Annotated in this window: 15 protein-coding genes; 8 read left to right on the top strand and 7 right to left on the bottom strand. The window is 72.6% G+C overall.

Annotated elements, in window-relative coordinates:
• Window positions 1-35: 35 nt before the first annotated feature.
• Window positions 36-545 (top strand): MarR family winged helix-turn-helix transcriptional regulator, encoded by a 510-nt coding sequence (locus tag ACWAT2_RS08520; protein WP_402374833.1) that lies wholly within the window; start codon window positions 36-38, stop codon window positions 543-545.
• Between the two features lie 48 nt (window positions 546-593).
• Here the strand turns inward: ACWAT2_RS08520 and ACWAT2_RS08515 are convergent, their stop codons facing one another.
• From ACWAT2_RS08515 to ACWAT2_RS08505, 3 genes are read right to left on the bottom strand one after another with little or no spacing between them, the layout of a single operon-like run.
• Window positions 594-1136 (bottom strand): hypothetical protein, encoded by a 543-nt coding sequence (locus ACWAT2_RS08515; protein WP_402374831.1) that lies wholly within the window; start codon window positions 1134-1136, stop codon window positions 594-596.
• Window positions 1126-1632: a pyruvoyl-dependent arginine decarboxylase gene (locus tag ACWAT2_RS08510; protein WP_402374829.1), complete on the bottom strand. Its 507-nt coding sequence runs from the start codon at window positions 1630-1632 to the stop codon at window positions 1126-1128. Before ACWAT2_RS08510 ends, ACWAT2_RS08515 begins: the two co-directional genes overlap by 11 nt.
• On the bottom strand, window positions 1532-4594 hold the full coding sequence (locus tag ACWAT2_RS08505; RefSeq protein WP_402374827.1) for a response regulator: 3063 nt from the start codon (window positions 4592-4594) through the stop codon (window positions 1532-1534). The genes ACWAT2_RS08510 and ACWAT2_RS08505 overlap by 101 nt, the downstream gene beginning before the upstream one ends.
• Window positions 4595-4748: 154 nt before the next feature.
• Here ACWAT2_RS08505 and ACWAT2_RS08500 point away from each other — a divergent pair, with 154 nt between their 5' ends.
• From ACWAT2_RS08500 to ACWAT2_RS08490, 3 genes are all read left to right on the top strand, one after another.
• Entirely contained in the window at window positions 4749-5132 is a 384-nt protein-coding gene (locus ACWAT2_RS08500; protein ID WP_402374825.1) for a response regulator, read from the top strand.
• Window positions 5129-5458 (top strand): Hpt domain-containing protein, encoded by a 330-nt coding sequence (locus ACWAT2_RS08495; RefSeq protein WP_402374823.1) that lies wholly within the window; start codon window positions 5129-5131, stop codon window positions 5456-5458. The genes ACWAT2_RS08500 and ACWAT2_RS08495 overlap by 4 nt, the downstream gene beginning before the upstream one ends.
• Before the next feature lie 203 nt (window positions 5459-5661).
• Window positions 5662-6048 (top strand): hypothetical protein, encoded by a 387-nt coding sequence (locus tag ACWAT2_RS08490; protein WP_402374821.1) that lies wholly within the window; start codon window positions 5662-5664, stop codon window positions 6046-6048.
• Here the strand turns inward: ACWAT2_RS08490 and ACWAT2_RS08485 are convergent.
• Window positions 6024-6842 carry a response regulator gene (locus ACWAT2_RS08485; RefSeq protein ID WP_402374819.1) on the bottom strand — a complete coding sequence of 273 codons (819 nt, stop codon included), beginning with the start codon at window positions 6840-6842 and terminating at the stop codon, window positions 6024-6026. The genes ACWAT2_RS08490 and ACWAT2_RS08485 overlap by 25 nt on opposite strands.
• Before the next feature lie 341 nt (window positions 6843-7183).
• On the opposite strand from ACWAT2_RS08485, the gene ACWAT2_RS08480 reads away from it, so the two are divergent.
• From ACWAT2_RS08480 to ACWAT2_RS08470, 3 genes are all read left to right on the top strand, one after another.
• Window positions 7184-9919, top strand: a complete 2736-nt coding sequence (locus tag ACWAT2_RS08480) for a pectate lyase family protein (protein WP_480048787.1) — start codon at window positions 7184-7186, stop codon at window positions 9917-9919.
• Between the two features lie 164 nt (window positions 9920-10083).
• Window positions 10084-10371 (top strand): hypothetical protein, encoded by a 288-nt coding sequence (locus tag ACWAT2_RS08475; RefSeq protein WP_402374815.1) that lies wholly within the window; start codon window positions 10084-10086, stop codon window positions 10369-10371.
• Window positions 10372-10602: 231 nt separating this feature from the next.
• Window positions 10603-11244: a hypothetical protein gene (locus ACWAT2_RS08470; RefSeq protein ID WP_402374813.1), complete on the top strand. Its 642-nt coding sequence runs from the start codon at window positions 10603-10605 to the stop codon at window positions 11242-11244.
• A 201-nt stretch (window positions 11245-11445) separates the two neighbouring features.
• Here ACWAT2_RS08470 and ACWAT2_RS08465 read toward each other — a convergent pair whose 3' ends face one another.
• Window positions 11446-12384 carry an SDR family oxidoreductase gene (locus ACWAT2_RS08465; RefSeq protein ID WP_402374811.1) on the bottom strand — a complete coding sequence of 313 codons (939 nt, stop codon included), beginning with the start codon at window positions 12382-12384 and terminating at the stop codon, window positions 11446-11448.
• Between the two features lie 126 nt (window positions 12385-12510).
• Between ACWAT2_RS08465 and ACWAT2_RS08460 the strand changes: the two genes are divergently transcribed.
• Window positions 12511-13026 carry a low molecular weight protein-tyrosine-phosphatase gene (locus ACWAT2_RS08460; protein ID WP_402375108.1) on the top strand — a complete coding sequence of 172 codons (516 nt, stop codon included), beginning with the start codon at window positions 12511-12513 and terminating at the stop codon, window positions 13024-13026.
• On the opposite strand, the gene ACWAT2_RS08455 is transcribed toward ACWAT2_RS08460, so the two are convergent.
• On the bottom strand, window positions 13027-14097 hold the full coding sequence (locus ACWAT2_RS08455; RefSeq protein ID WP_402374810.1) for an alpha/beta hydrolase: 1071 nt from the start codon (window positions 14095-14097) through the stop codon (window positions 13027-13029).
• Window positions 14094-14897, bottom strand: coding sequence for a Nif3-like dinuclear metal center hexameric protein (locus ACWAT2_RS08450; RefSeq protein ID WP_402374808.1), 804 nt, complete (start codon window positions 14895-14897; stop codon window positions 14094-14096). The genes ACWAT2_RS08455 and ACWAT2_RS08450 overlap by 4 nt, the downstream gene beginning before the upstream one ends.
• Between the last annotated feature and the right edge of the window lie 10 nt (window positions 14898-14907).

Genomic DNA, 14907 nt, shown 5'->3' with positions numbered 1-14907 from the left:
CTTCATGCGAAAAGTAAACTGCTAGAGTCGGCCGCATGCCGGAACCGACCCAGGACGAACAGGTCGACGCGGCCGCCGATGCCGACGTGCGCTGGCTCTCGGAGAGCGAGAAGGAGGCGTGGACCGGCGCCGTCTCGTTGATGCTGCTGCTGCCGGGCCGGCTCGAGTCGGCCGTCCAGCGCGCGGCCGGTCTGACCCTCTTCGAGTACCTGACGCTGAGCCACATGTCGGAGGCCGAGGGCCGCCGTCTGGTCATGAGCGAGCTCGCCTACCTCACCAACGGGGCGCTGCCCCGCCTGTCCAACGTGATGAAGAGGTTCGAGGCCCGCAGCTGGGCCCATCGGTACCCCGACCCCGACGACCGCCGCCGCACCATCGCGGCGCTCACGGAGGAGGGCTTCGCCAAGGTCGTCGAGGCCGCGCCCGCCCACCTGCGGTCCGTGCGCGAGCACGTGCTCGACCCGCTCACGGCCACGGACCAGCGGGCGCTCGCGCGGATCGCGGCCAAGTTGCGCACGCGACCGGAGGACTTCCCCGCCCCGTGACGCGGCCGCACCCGTGACGTGGCAGGCGTTCCCCCGGTGAGGGCGGCCTCAGTGGAACGTCGTCGCGTAGTACGTCTGCCGGTCCACCTCTTCGACGGTGACGTCGCGCGTCCGCTCGAGGTGGCGGCGCAGGTTGTCCGCGAACCGCAGCCCGTCGTCGTTGAAGCGGGAGACGTCGTAGGCGCAGACCACCCGGTGCTCCGCGAGATGGGCGACGAGCGCGTCGATCATGTCCATGAAGGTGCGGGTCGCCCGCCGGCCGGGGTGCGCGAGCGTGTAGCCGATGTACCAGACGGCCCCGCGCGCCGCGTGCTCCGGGTACCGGGCGGCGAAGTACTCGGGGCTGACCCAGGGCACGGCGGCGAGGTCGGTCGCCAGGGTGGTCATCCCGACCGCGTCGCCGGTCTCGTCGTGCGCCAGGAGCTTGAGGACGCGGGGGTCGGCCATCTCCTCGTCGAACTCCTCGCGGTGCAGCACGTGCCGCGCTGCCGCCCGGGTCCGCAGGGGCTCGAAGGCCTCCAGGTACAGCTGCCAGAAGCGTTCGGCCACCGGACCGCTCAGCGTCGGTTCGAACGTGACGTCAGTGGCCATCGGCGGCCTCCGCCCAGCCGGCCCGCCGGAACGTCGCCACGACGACGGCGCACACGGGCAGCGTCTCGCACGTGATGCCGGTGATCCGGCGGCCCTGCGGGTGGTAGACGCCGCCGCGTGACGCGGACAGGTCCTCCAGGCTGTGGCCGAGGTCCGTGGCGACCTGCTCGTAGGAAGGGCCCTCGTGCTCGACGAACAGACCGGCTCCGCTGCCGTCGTCGCGCACCGACCAGGCGACCCCGGCCCACGCCTCGTGCCCCGGCAACGAGGCGTGCGCCTCGGCGTAGACGCAGTAGAGGGCGTCCCCGTGGTCCCCGGAGATGCCGTCCTGCGGCTCCACCTTGAGGATCGTGCTGCCAGGTGGGACGACGGAGCTCAGCCGGATCAGGTTGAAGTCACCGACCCCGGCGGCGACCAGGGCGGCGTCGAAGGCCGCGAGGGTCGTCCGTCCGGTGCCGGTGCCCTTGCTGATGCGGATCGTCAGGTTGTCGCTCATCAGTTCCTCGGAGGTCGGGTGGAGGGTTGTCCGTGCCGGTCGTCCGGCCGGCGACGGAGTCAAGGAGGTCCAGCACCGGCCGCAGCAGGGTGTCGGGTGCGGTGCGATCCTTGGCGAGAAAGACGGTACGGCCCAGTCTCAGGTCCGCACGGTCGTGCAGTGCCACCGGGCTGCCCGTGTAGACCACGAGCGGCACCTGCCCCAGCCGTCCATCCTCGCGCAGGTCGGCCACGAGGGCCTGCCCGGTGCCGTCGGGCAAGGAGAGGTCCAGCACGAGCAGGTCCGGCTCGGCCGTGGCGAGGGCGGTCCGGGCCTCGCCGACCGAGCGCGCCTGGGTGACGGTGAGCCCGCCGTGCTCGAGCACGGCGGCCACGACCTCGCGCAGCTCGTCGTCGTCCTCCACGACGAGGACGCGTTCGTGGCGTGGATGCCGGCGGACGACGTCGCGCACGGTCGCGACGAGTCGCCCCGGGTCGACCGGCTTGACCAGCCACCCGTCGGCGAGGTCCGCGCTCGCACCGGCCTCGGTCGGCTCGGTCCCGGAGACCACCACCACCGGGACCCGAGCCGTCGCGGCGGTGTGGCGCAGCCGCGACAGCACCTCGGCGCCGTCGGTGCCGGGCATGGCCAGGTCCAGCACGATCGCCGCCGGGTGCTCCGCGGCGACGAGGTCGAGCGCGGCCTCTCCGTCGGTCACGCCGATGACCGCGAACCCGCGTTCCTCGAGGATGGTGCTCAGCACGTCGACCACGTAGGGGTCGTCGTCCACGACGACGACGCGCGGCGTGCCCGCGTCGTCGTCGTCGCCCGTGCTGCGCGGGTCCGTGCCCGACGGCGGAGCGTGCGTGAGGCCCGCAGGCTCGCCGTCGGCGGCGTACGGGCCGGTCGGCGTGCGGTGCGCGTCGACACGCCGCAGGGTGAACCGGATGCTCGTCCCCGTGCCGTCGCCCTCGCTGACGGCCCACATCTTGCCTCCGTGGCCCTCGACGATGCCGCGGGCGATCGGCAGCCCGAGACCGGTCCCGCCGCGCTCGCGGGCGTCGGAGGCGTCGACCTGCTCGAACCGGCGGAAGACGGCCTCCAGCTTGGCGGGCGGGATCCCGCGTCCGTCGTCGTCGACGCGCAGCTCGACCATGTCGCCGGCCGGCAGGGCGCTGGTGCGCACCGTGCTGCCCCGCACGGAGAACCTCACCGCGTTCGACAGCACGTTCACGAGGGTCTGCACGATGCGATCGGCGTCCGCCCGGACGACCTCCGGGGACGGGCTGTGCTCGAGGGTGACACCTGCCAGGTCCGCGAGGACGGCGACCTGCTCCTGCGCTGCCACGACGAGGGCGTCGACCGGCTGCTCCGCCAGCTCCAGGGAGGTCGAGCCCGCAGCCATGCGCTCGAAGTCGAGGATGTCGTCCACGAGCCGCCCGAGCCGGTCGCCGCTGGTCAGCGCGATGTGCACCATGCGCCGCGCCCGTGCGGGGTCGTCGCCCAGGACGCCGCTGTCGAGGAGGCCCAGCGCGCCACGGATCGACGTGAGCGGCGTGCGCAGCTCGTGGCTGACCACCGAGACGAACTCGTCCTTCAGGCGCTCGATCTCGCGGCGCTCGGTGACGTCGCGGAAGACGACGACCGCCCCGCGGATCCTGCTGTCGTCGCGCAGCGGGCTCGCGGTGACCTCGACCGGCACGTTCCTGCCGTCGAGCCGGCGGTAGACGTCCTGCTCCGCCGTGGCGGTGACGCCGTCGCGCACCGCCTCGGTGATGTAGCAGCTCTCCACCGGGAACGGGGAGCCGTCCTCCCTGGAGGCGTGGAACGTGGTGTGCGCGTCACGTCCCACGAGATCGTCCGGTGTCGCACCGAGCGCCCGGCACGCGGCCGCGTTGACGAAGGTCAGGCGACCCTCGGCATCGACGCCGTAGATGCCGTCGGCGACGGACTCGAGCGTGCGCTCGCGCTCGGCGGCCAGGGCGCGGAGCTGCGCCGTCCGCTGCTCGACCCGTCGCTCCAGGCCGTGGAGAAGCGACTCGTTGTCGACCACCACGAGGATCTGCCGGGCCACCACCGCCACGAGCACCACGATCCAGAGGGCGTCCGCCACCCACGGGATCTCCTCGCCCGACCCGACCACCCGGACCAGGGCCGCAGCGAGGAAGAGGGCGAACGTCACGACCGTGCCGAGCACGGGCGACCCGTCGCGGCGCCGGCTGTCGACAGGGCTCCCGGACGCCGCAGGGTGTCGCGCGGCGACGGCGATGGCCGCGTATCCCCCGATCCAGCCCAGGTCGGCGGGGCTGCCGAAGGTGAACTCGTTCTCGGCCGCGAAGAACGCGAACGTGACGTCCGCGACGGCGTAGAGGACGAACCCGCTGCCGACGAGCACCAGCGGTACCCGCTCCGCGGCGCTCGACCGGGTCATCACGAGGACGGCCAGGGTGGCGAGCAGCGCGTCGGCGACGGGCAGCACGTAGGCGCTCACAGCGGGCTGGCCGGTCACGTCGCGGCCGCTGAGGACGACGGCGAAGACGGCGATGTACAGCACGGACCCGCCGACGACGATGCTGTCGAGCAGCATCCGCGGGATCTCGAGGCCGCGTCGGCGGACGGTGGGGAACGACGCGAGCCCGACGACGCCGAGCGTGAGGGCGAGGATGTAGGCGACGTCGCCCGTCGCCGGGTCGTCCACGACGGTGGCGTACACGTTGCCCAGGAGGCCGACCGCCCCACCGAGGCTCAGGGCGCCCCACGCCCGCCGCCGTCGTCCGGCAGAGCGGACGGCACGCCGACCGCAGCTGGCCCAGGCGAACACGGCGGCAGCGGCGAGCGCCGCCTGGGACGCGACCTCCCGCACGGCCGGGTCGAACGGGCCCGCGAGCACGACGGCGACCACGAGCACGGTCCCGCCGGCAGCCCAGGACCACCCCAGGAACTGCCTGTGCGCCCGTGCCGCTGCGCGGCGCGCCTCGTCCATGGCCCGAGGGTAGGTGAACGCGGTCGGCGCCGCCCGACCGACCGACGCCGCCCGACCGACCGACGGCTCTGGGTGCGACGGACGGCGCGTGCCGCGCGTGGCGGGTCGTGAGACGGTAGCGTCGTCGAGGTCCGGGCACCGGGGGGCGGAACAGGTGGGAACCAGGCGTGTCGTGGTGGTCGTCGACGACGACTCGTCGATCCGCGAGGTCGCGGCGCTGTCGCTGTCCGCCGTCGGAGGCCACGAGGTGCACTCGGCGGGCGACGGGGTGGGTGGCGTCAGGCTCGCGCGCGAGGTCCGTCCGGACGTGATCCTCCTGGACGTCATGATGCCGACGCTCGACGGCCCGACCGTGCTGGCCCGGATGCGGGCCGTCGACGCGCTGCGGGACGTCCCGGTGGTGTTCCTGACCGCGAAGATCGGCTCGCACGACATCGGCCGGCTCGACGGTCTCGGTGCGGCGGGAGTGATCACCAAGCCGTTCGACCCGCTCGCCCTGCCGCAGATCCTCGCCGACATGCTCGGGTGGCCAGCGTGAACGGATCGCCCGGGCGCGCCGCCGGGGACGACGGGCTGGACGGTGCGGTCGCCCGGATCGGCCGCAGCGCTCGGCAGCGCAACCTCGCCCGGGCGGACCGGGTGCTCGAGCTGTTGGTACGCCGCAGGGGACCGCTCGGCGCCACGGACCGGAGCGAAGCCGCACGGCTGTGCCACGCGATCGCGGGCTCGGCGGGGACCTTCGGCGACGACGAGCTGGCCGATGCCGCCCGGCACGTCGAGGCCGCGCTGCGGGACGGGCGCCCGGACCGTGTCGCGCCGGCGCGCGACGTGCTCCACGAGACAGTGCGCGTCCTGCGCCGTTGACCTGCCCCGGCGGGCCCCGATCTTGAGGTGATCCTGAGCGGATCCTGATCACGTCGGGAGTCGCGCATGAGGTCGGATGCTCACCATCGGAGGGTGTCGACGCCCATCTACCTCGCGGAACCGGACATGACCGTGCAGCTCGCGCTCGCGGCGGTCACGACGGCCGACGACGCCGGACGCACCAGGACGCCCGGGGGGCGCGCATGACCACGATCGATCCGTCCGCCGCCGTTGCGCGGGCCTGGCAGGACCTGATCGACCAGCTGGAGGGCAACGGGCCTGCGGTCGACCGGTTCGCGACGATCTGGCTGGAGCTGCTGCCGCGCCGTCTGACGTCCTGTCGCCGGGCGCTGGTCCGCGGTGACGGAGACCTGGCCAGGACCCGGCTCCTCAGCCTCCATGGCTCGGCGGTGATGCTGGGCCTGGAGGACCTCGCCTATTCCACCGCGCGCTGCCGAGCAGCTCTGGACGCGGGTGACGACGGGTTGGAGTCGGCGCGCGTGCTGGCGCGGGAGGTCATGATCGACGCGCAGATGGCCGCAGCGCTGGTGTCGACCGCTCTCGCTCAGTGCCGCTGGTCGAAGCGGTAGCCCACGCCGCGGACCGTGCTGATCCACCGGGGCGAGGCCGGGTCGTCCCCGATCTTGCGCCGCAGGTTGGCCATGTGGACCTCGACGCCGCGCCGGTCGGCAGAGGTGACCGGCGTGCCGGTGTCGTACTCGCCTCCCCACAGCACCCGGACCAGCGCGTCCTTGGACAGCACGCGGCCGGGCGCGCCGGCGAGCGCGGAGAGCAGGTCGAACTCGCTGCGGGTGAGGTGGACCTCGACGTCCTCCACGTGGACGGTGCGGCCGGCCCGGTCGACCAGGAGCCCGTCGGCGGTCGTCGTCGCGACCGGGGCGACGCCGTCGGGCGGGTGCACTCCCGGTGGGGCGGTGGTGGGCGTCACCGGGGCGGCGCCCGGGGGGAGGTCGCGGTGCTGCCGGCGCAGGATCGCCTCGATACGTGCCCTCAGCTCGCGCGGCCGGAACGGCTTGGTCTGGTAGTCGTCCGCGCCGGCGTCGAGGCCCATCAGTGCGTCGATCTCGTCCGTTCGCGCGGTGAGCATCACGACGTAGGTGTTCGAGACGGTACGGATCTGCCGGCACACCTCGATCCCGTCGATGTCCGGCAGGCTGATGTCGAGCGTGGTCAGCAGCGGGTCGATCCGTGTCACGAGCTCGACCCCGCTGCGGCCGTCGACAGCGGTGTACGTCTGGAAGCCGGCCTGCTTGAGGACCTCCTCGAGGAGCGCGCTGATCTCGGCGTCGTCCTCGACGATGACCGCGGTGCGAGCGGGACCGGACCCGTCACGGGGGCGGCTCGGGATGGGGCCAGCGGTCATGGCGCCACGTTAGTGGCCGGTTGCTCGGAGCGCACGGGTGCCACGTCGGTGTCGCCCCCGCGGATGTCCGAGGGCCGGAAGTTATCACGCGCGGGTTGTCGTATCGGGTGAAGCTGCGGGTGAACTTGCGTTCTGGGAAACCGATCTCTAGCATGAGAAACCGGTTCCTGATGGGAACGGTCTCATCCGGGTGTCAGTTCCAACGCCGGAGTCAGGCGCGACAAGGGCTCCTCGATGAGGCAACGCGTCACCACGGGCGGAGCTGCCCGACGGCGGACCGTCCGCCCGCGACGCGTCGCACCACACGCAATGCCCGATTTCGATGACGAAGTGAGGCAATGATGAGAAGAACAGCCGCAAGACGGCTCACCGCGGCAGGGGCCACGATGGCCCTCGCGGGGACGATGGGCATCACCGCCCTGTGGATGGCCGACGCGCAGGCCGCCACCGGCACCGCCACCGGATTCGCGACCGGGACCACCGGCGGGGCCGGCGGGCAGACTGTCCGGGCCAGCACGGGCACCGAGATCCACGAGGCCCTCTGCACCCGATCCAGCAGCGACACCCCGATCATCATCGAGGTCGAGGGCACCATCAACCACGGCAACACCAGCAAGGTGTCCGGGGACAGCTGCAACACCGCCGACGACAAGATCGAGCTCAAGGAGATCAGCAACGTCACGCTGGTCGGTGTGGGCAGCGGTGCGCTCTTCGACCAGCTCGGCATCCACGTGCGCTCGTCCGAGAACATCATCCTGCAGAACCTGCACGTGCGGAACGTCAAGAAGTCCGGCTCGCCCACCTCCAACGGCGGTGACGCCATCGGCATGGAGAGCGACGTCAGCAACGTGTGGGCCGACCACCTCACGCTCGAGGCCTCCGGCGGCGAGTCGTCCGGGTACGACGCGCTGTTCGACATGAAGGCCGACACGACGGACGTGACGCTGTCCTACAGCATCCTGCGCAACTCCGGTCGTGGCGGGCTCGTCGGGTCCAGCGACGGGGACACCGGCAACGGTCCCGTCACCTACCACCACAACCTGTACGAGAACATCGACTCCCGCACGCCGCTCCTGCGTGCCGGCACGGCGCACTCCTACAACAACCACTTCGTGGGCCTGGTCAAGTCGGGGATCAACTCCCGGCTGGGCGCGAAGGCGCTGGTCGAGAACAACTACTTCGAGGACTCCAAGGACCCGCTCGGCACGTTCTACACGGACGACATGGGCTCCTGGGAGGTCAGCGGAAACATCTGGGACAACATCACCTGGTCCTCGGACGGCGGCGACAACCACCCGGCCGGCCCGAACCCGACGTCGACGGCGTCGATCTCCGTGCCGTACTCGTACGAGCTCGACGACGCCGAGTGCGTGCCGAACCTGCTCGCCGAGACGGCGGGGGCGAACAAGGGCCTCCAGGTCTCGGACGGTTCCTGCAACCCGCAGACGCCGGACCCGACCGACCCGACCGACCCGGACCCGGAGCCGACGGACCCCACGGACCCGGACCCGGAGCCGACGGACCCCACGGACCCGGACCCGACCGACCCGCCGAGCGGCGAGAACCTCAGCATCGGCGCGGGCTCGGACGGCTCGTCGAAGGCCAGCGGCACGAGCTACGGCGACGTGCGTGACGGCGACATGAGCAGCTACTGGTCGCCGTCGAGCTCCACCGGCCGGATCTCCATCAAGTGGGGCGGCGACACCACGGTCTCGTCCATCAACATCCGCGAGGCCTCGGGTGCCGAGGGCAACATCGGCTCGTGGCAGGTCGTCAACCACGACACCGATCAGGTGCTGGCCACGGGCAGCGGTGCCGGCGTCATCGACATCCCGACGACGTCGCTGCGCAAGATCAACTTCGAGATCACCGGCTCGAACGGCACACCCCGGGTGGCCGAGTTCGAGACCTACGCCGGCGACCCGGGCACCGACCCGGGCGCCGACCCGACGCCGGACCCGACGGACCCGACCGACCCCGACCCGGAGCCGGACCCCGACGAGCCCCAGCCGGGAGCCGACACCATCTACGTGGCGCCGGGCGGGTCCGACGGCGCAGCCGGCACGGAGAGCGACCCCACCACCCTCACCTCGGCGATCGACCGGGTGAACGCCGGCGGCGAGGTCTTCCTGCGCGGCGGCACGTACGACCTGGCCGACACGGTGACGATCGAGCCCGGCAACGACGGCACCTCGGGTGACCGCACGCTGCTCTCCGCCTACCCGGGCGAGACGCCGGTGCTCGACTTCTCCGCACAGTCCGAGGACTCCTCGAACCGTGGTCTCGCCATCGGCGGCGACTACTGGCACGTCTACGGCCTGGTGGTGCAGCACGCCGGTGACAACGGCATCCTGCTCGGCGGTGACCACAACATCATCGAGCGTGTGGTGACCCGCTACAACCACGACACCGGCCTGCAGCTCTCCCGTCTGATCGCGGGAGCGCCGTCGAGCGAGTGGCCGTCGCACAACCTGGTCGTGTCCAGCGAGTCGCACGACAACGCCGACTCCGACGGTGAGGACGCCGACGGCTTCGCCGCGAAGCTCACCTCCGGTCCGGGGAACGTCTTCCGCGACACGGTGGCGCACCACAACATCGACGACGGCTGGGACCTCTACACGAAGTCCTCGACCGGAGCGATCGGCGAGGTGACCATCGAGAACTCGCTCGCCTACTCCAACGGGACGCTGTCGGACGGTACGCAGAACGACGACGGTGACCGGAACGGCTTCAAGCTCGGCGGCGAGGACATCGCCGTCGACCACGTCATCAAGGACAGCTACGCGGTCGACAACGGCAAGCACGGGTTCACGTACAACCGGAACCCTGGGTCGATGGCGGTCTCGGGCAACGTGAGCATCGGCAACGAGGAGCGGAACTTCAACTTCGACGGCGGTTCCTCGGTGTTCAGCGGCAACGTCTCCTGCGACAGCGGGTCCACCGACCGCTACCGCGGCACGGACGCGGGTGGCAACTCGTTCTGGGACGGCTCGAACGGGTCCGCCTGCGGTCAGTACGCCGGCTCCCTGAACTGGTCGTTCGCGGCCGACGGGTCGCTCGACGTCACGTTCGGGTAGCAGAAGCGGCAGCAGCGTGAAGGTCGGGCGGGGGTACGAGGGGTCCAGCAGCGGGCTCCTCGGGCCCTCGCCCACCTGCGCGAGCCCAGGAGCCCATGATGCCGAGCCGTCGACGCCGCCTCGAGGACGGTAGGACGGCCCGACCGGCGCTCTATGCTCGCGGGATGAACACCAACCAGACGCCCGCCGGCAAGGCCATGGCACGCAGCTTCCTGAAGATCGCCATGGTCGAGGGGGCCGTCCTGGTGACGGCCGTGGTCCTGCTCTCGCTCGACGTCATCCCGTTCGGGGTGTTCATCGCGGTCGTGGCCGTGTGCGTCGCGGCGTCGGGGATCGCGATCCTGCGGGTCTCGCAGCGCCACCGCCCCAAGCCGGACGGCGGGACCGCGGAGCCCGCCGCGTCTGCCGGCCCGGGCTCGACGATCGATCCGGCGAACCCGTTCACGCGTTGATGATGCGCATCATCACGTCGAGCTGAGTCGCCGGGCCCCAGAAGACTGCCGGTGGTGATCCCGGTGCCGGCCGTGCTCCTCGCGACCCTGCGGCAGTTCGCGCAGCGGCTCGCGCCCTGCGGGCCTGAGGGGTTGAACCGGTGGCGGACGCCGCCCTGATGCCGAATCGTTGTGGTTCTGCGACGATTTCATCCTGTCAAGAAGCGCTTTCCATCCGGTAGGTTGCGGCGCGTGAGGCGCAACGGAGCGAGAACCAGGACCAACGGTCGGCGGCTGGCAGCAGCGACCGCCGTCAGCACCGCCCTGCTGCTGGCGGGCTGTGCCGGCGCGGACGACCCCGGAACCGGTCCGGCCTCGGCGAGTCCCGCGGCCGAGACGGCGCCCGCCGCGGAGAGCACCTGCGGCGGCGGCGTGCTGGTCGAGTGGGACGGCACCCCTGAGTCCCAGGATATGTACACGGCCGTGACGGTGGTGCGGCTGTCCGGCGACGGTGACTCCACCGTGCGCAGCGAGTGGAGCCGGGGCGAGGCGGCCGGGGCGCGCGCCGCGTCCGGGGCGACCGACGACCAGGAGGCCATGGTGCGCGACGCCGTCGGGGGCGGCCTGCTCGCGGCGACGGAGGCCCCCGCCATCGCGGAGCCAGACGCGCTGCTGGTGGGAGCGGACAAGGGCACCTACGTGATCTACGCCTATGCCGAGCGCACGACGGGCAGCGCGACCGTCACCTGTGGCGACGGGAGCAACGCGGTGGACGTCGACGTGACGTCGTTCGACGAGATCGAGACCGACCTCGTCGACTGCGACGCCACGCCCGACCCCGTCACGGAGTACATCGCGGCCGACGCCATCACCGACAACTGCGGCCGGGCGTAGCCCGCCCGGAGGGTACGAGAGAACCCGCGGGGCGGAGAGGTCTCCCGCCGTGCTGGACGATGGCACGGCACCCGCGGGTCCCGGTGGTCACGGGACTCAGCCCGTGACCACCTCGCTGGTCCGAAGAGTCTTCACTTCTCGGATCACCTCCTTTCGTCGTAGGACCGACGCTATGCCCGACGGCGCCGTCCGCCAAGGTATTTAGCGGGACTGGTCGGTCGGTCCGGCGGTCGGGCGGCGCAGCAGGTCCTCCCACTCGACCGGGTAGTCGTCCAGCCACTGCTCGAAGGAGCGCGCCGGGCGGCCCACCAGCCGCGAGACGTCCGGGGAGACGTGCGCCAGCTCGCCGGCCGCGATCGCCGTGTACGAGGAGACCCAGCCGGCCAGCTCCGCGTCCGAGACCCCCAGACCGGCACGGGACGCGTGCGCCTCCTCCACCGTCTCGGCGTGGTAGGTGATGCGGCGGCCGGTCGCGGACGACAGCAGCTCCGCGACCTGCGCGAGGCTCAGCGCGATCGGTCCCGTGACGTCGTACGTCACGCCGTCGTGCCGGGTGGGCGCCTCGTCGAGCAGGACGGCGGTCGCGACGTCCGCGACGTCGTCGTGCGCCACGGACGCCACCCGCCCTTCGCCTGCCGGGCCACGGATGACGTCGTCCTGACCCACGAAGCTCGCCAGCTCCTGGTGGTACAGGTTGTCGCGCAGCACGGTCCAGCGCAGGCCGCTGCGGCGCAGGTGCTGCTCCGTCGCCCAGTGGTCCCGCGCGAGCGTGAACACGGCGTTCGGTGCAGCGCTCACGAACGAGATGTACACCAGCCGCTCCACCCCGGCGGCGACAGCCGCGTCGATGGTCGCGGTGTGCAGGGCGACGCGGTCGGCGGACTCCCGGGCGCTGACCAGGAAGACCGTCCGCACGCCGTCGAAAGCGGCGCGCATCCCGGCGGCGTCCGCATAGCCGTCGGCGACGGCGACCTCGCACTCGGGCAGAGCGCGGCCGTCGGCCAACCGCGGCACCCGCGAGGGGTCGCGGACCACCAGCCGCTGGTGCGCACCCTCGGCGGCCAGCCGGAACGCGAGGCGCGAGCCCAGCCGCCCGGAGGCCCCCGTCACTGCGATCAAGCCGTCTGCGGACCACCTCATGCGGCAACGTTACGTGCGGGCACGCCCCACCGCGCGGCCTGCGGGTCCCACCGCGCGGCCTGCGCACCGTGGTCCGAGGGCCGGTCTGCCACCATGGAGCCCGTGACCTCCAGGACCTACCGCGTGATGATCGTCTGCACCGGCAACATCTGCCGGTCCCCCATGGCGCAGATCGTGCTGCACGAGCGCCTCCGGGACGCCGGCCTCGACGACCGGGTCGTGGTCGACTCGACGGGCGTCAGCGACGAGGAGGCCGGCAATCCCGTGGACCCGCGGGCGCGGCAGGTGCTCTCGGCGCACGGCTACCCGGCCGGGGACGGGCACCGGGCGCGGCAGGTGCGCGCCGACCTGCTCGCCGAGCGGGACCTGGTGCTGGCCATGACCACCCGGCACGCCCGCGCGCTGCGCACGGTGGCGGACGGTACAGACGTGGACATCCGGATGTACAGGTCCTTCGACCCTGCGGCCCCCGATGTCCCGGCAGGCGGCAGCGAGTCCGTCCTGGACGTCGAGGACCCCTGGTACGGCGACCTGGACGGCTTCGAGACCTGCCTCGCGCAGGTCGAGGCGGCCGCCGACGGCATCGTGGAGCACGCCCGCGCGGCGCTCGACGGGCGGCACCCCGAGCGCGTCGAGGGCTGACTACCGCCGGAGCCAGGAGAACCAGCGCCGCCACCCGCGCGGCTCCGGCTCCGGGGCCGGAGCCCGCGGGACGTAGGCGCGGAACCAGCGCTCGGTCTCGAACCACACCACGTCGCGCACCTCCGGCGCCGACAGGGTGACGTCGTGCAGCGCGCCCTCGATCCGCGCGAGCGTGGAGACCCGGCCGAGCTGGGGCGTCCGGGCGGCGACGCCGACCACGTCGAGCACCGTGTCGGTGCGGTTCATCTCCTCCGACCACCGCACCGGCGGGGTCGAGCGCGCCGACAGCAGCACCAGGATCGGCACGTCGATCGACAGACCCCGCGCGACCCGGTCGTGGCCCGCGAAGATCGCCGCCAGCCACGCGGGCGTGGCACGCCACCCGGCGTCCGGACGCCAGGCCGGGTCGAGCTCCCACGCGCCCTCGTGCCGCGACGAGATCGTGCGGACGTAGAACCCCAGGTCCACGTTCGCCAGCTGGCTGCGCGGGGCGATCGCCGCCTGAGCGCGGATGCTCGGCTCCAGGACGAGCCGACCCACCTTGCGGGTCTGGAACTCCAGCCACGGGCTGTTCAGCACCAGCGCGTCCGCCCGACCTGGTCGGTGGTGCGCCCACAGGCTGACCACGAGCCCGCCCGTCGAGTGCCCCATGACGACCAACCGACGCCCCGTGCCGCCGTCGGCCCCGTGCCCCATCGCCGACAGCGCGGCCTCGATGTCCTCGTCGTACGTGCGGAGCTGCGTGACGAAGCCCGGCGTGTGGTGCGGGCGCAGGCTCCGGCCGTACTTGCGCAGGTCGACGGCGTGGAAACGGACGCCGAGGCCCTCCCAGAAGTCGGCGAGGTGCGTCTGGAAGAAGTAGTCGATCCAGCCGTGGACGTACAGCAGGTCGACGCCCGCGTCGCCCCGCAGCGGACCGTCGTGCCGCCGCCGGACCAGCGTCGCGACGACCTCCCCCTCGAAGTCCGGGGCGAGCTCGAGCGTGCGCTGCTCGAACCCGTCCAGGACGTCGGGCACCCAGCCGTCCTCCGGCACGGGCCCCGGCGGTGGGTCCGGGAGCGGGATGCTCATGTCCCGGCCAGCAGGTCGGGCGTCGACAGGAACGTCACCGGCACCTCCGGCACCGTGCCGTGCAACCAGTCCGCGAACAGGCTCATGCCCGCCTGCTCGCTCGGGACGTGACCCGCGACGACGAACCCCGTGCCGTCGAGGTGGGCGAGGTCCGCCGCGTACGACGCGACCTCCCACTCGTGCGCCTCCCCCACGACGACGGCGTCCACGTCGGCCGCGCGCAGGAGGGCACGGTTGCGCGCGAACCCGCGGAAGCCCAGGTCGAGACCCACCCGGCGGACCGTCCGGTGCGGGTCGCCCGCGAACCGCGTCTGGGTCGAGCCGAGCGCGGCGGCGACGTGCCGGGCCAGCTCGCCGACCGTCGTCGGGCGCACATCGCTCCAGGCGACGCCGCGGGCCGCCGCGTCCGCGTCCAACGTCCAGCCGAGCGCGGCGGCCGCGCCCGCGTCGATGCCGTCGGGGCGCCGGTCGTGCCACGCGTCGTGCATCCGCCACACGGCGAGCCCGTGCTCGCGGACGAACGCCGACTTGGCGGCGTGCACCGGGTCCGCCTCGCGGACCAGCTCCGCCGTCGCGGCGCCCTGGTGGTCGTAGAAGAGCGGCTCGTGCGTCACGACGACGTTCGCGCCGACCGCGACCGCCCGCTCGAGCACCGCCAGCGTGGCGAGGGTCGTCACGGCGACGCCGCGCACGACGGCGGAGGGGTCGCCCGCGTCGAGGCCGTCGACGGTGGTGCGCCGCGCGGGGACGTCGAGCGCCGCCGCGGTGCGCGCCATCAGCTGCGCGACGGTGCAGGTCATGGGCGCGAGA

It is taken from the genome of Isoptericola sp. GX10416 (assembly GCF_056590155.1).
Note: the sequence above shows the minus strand (reverse complement) of the source record. Positions and strands in the feature narration are given on the sequence as shown.

Coding starts and splice junctions, on each gene's coding strand:
- ACWAT2_RS08520 (WP_402374833.1), top strand. CDS start 36: ATGCCGGAACCGACCCAGGACGAACAGGTCGACGCGGCCGCCGATGCC.
- ACWAT2_RS08515 (WP_402374831.1), bottom strand. CDS start 1,136: ATGGCCACTGACGTCACGTTCGAACCGACGCTGAGCGGTCCGGTGGCC.
- ACWAT2_RS08510 (WP_402374829.1), bottom strand. CDS start 1,632: ATGAGCGACAACCTGACGATCCGCATCAGCAAGGGCACCGGCACCGGA.
- ACWAT2_RS08505 (WP_402374827.1), bottom strand. CDS start 4,594: ATGGACGAGGCGCGCCGCGCAGCGGCACGGGCGCACAGGCAGTTCCTG.
- ACWAT2_RS08490 (WP_402374821.1), top strand. CDS start 5,662: ATGACCACGATCGATCCGTCCGCCGCCGTTGCGCGGGCCTGGCAGGAC.
- ACWAT2_RS08485 (WP_402374819.1), bottom strand. CDS start 6,842: ATGACCGCTGGCCCCATCCCGAGCCGCCCCCGTGACGGGTCCGGTCCC.
- ACWAT2_RS08480 (WP_480048787.1), top strand. CDS start 7,184: ATGAGAAGAACAGCCGCAAGACGGCTCACCGCGGCAGGGGCCACGATG.
- ACWAT2_RS08475 (WP_402374815.1), top strand. CDS start 10,084: ATGAACACCAACCAGACGCCCGCCGGCAAGGCCATGGCACGCAGCTTC.
- ACWAT2_RS08465 (WP_402374811.1), bottom strand. CDS start 12,384: ATGAGGTGGTCCGCAGACGGCTTGATCGCAGTGACGGGGGCCTCCGGG.
- ACWAT2_RS08460 (WP_402375108.1), top strand. CDS start 12,511: ATGATCGTCTGCACCGGCAACATCTGCCGGTCCCCCATGGCGCAGATC.
- ACWAT2_RS08455 (WP_402374810.1), bottom strand. CDS start 14,097: ATGAGCATCCCGCTCCCGGACCCACCGCCGGGGCCCGTGCCGGAGGAC.
- ACWAT2_RS08450 (WP_402374808.1), bottom strand. CDS start 14,897: ATGACCTGCACCGTCGCGCAGCTGATGGCGCGCACCGCGGCGGCGCTC.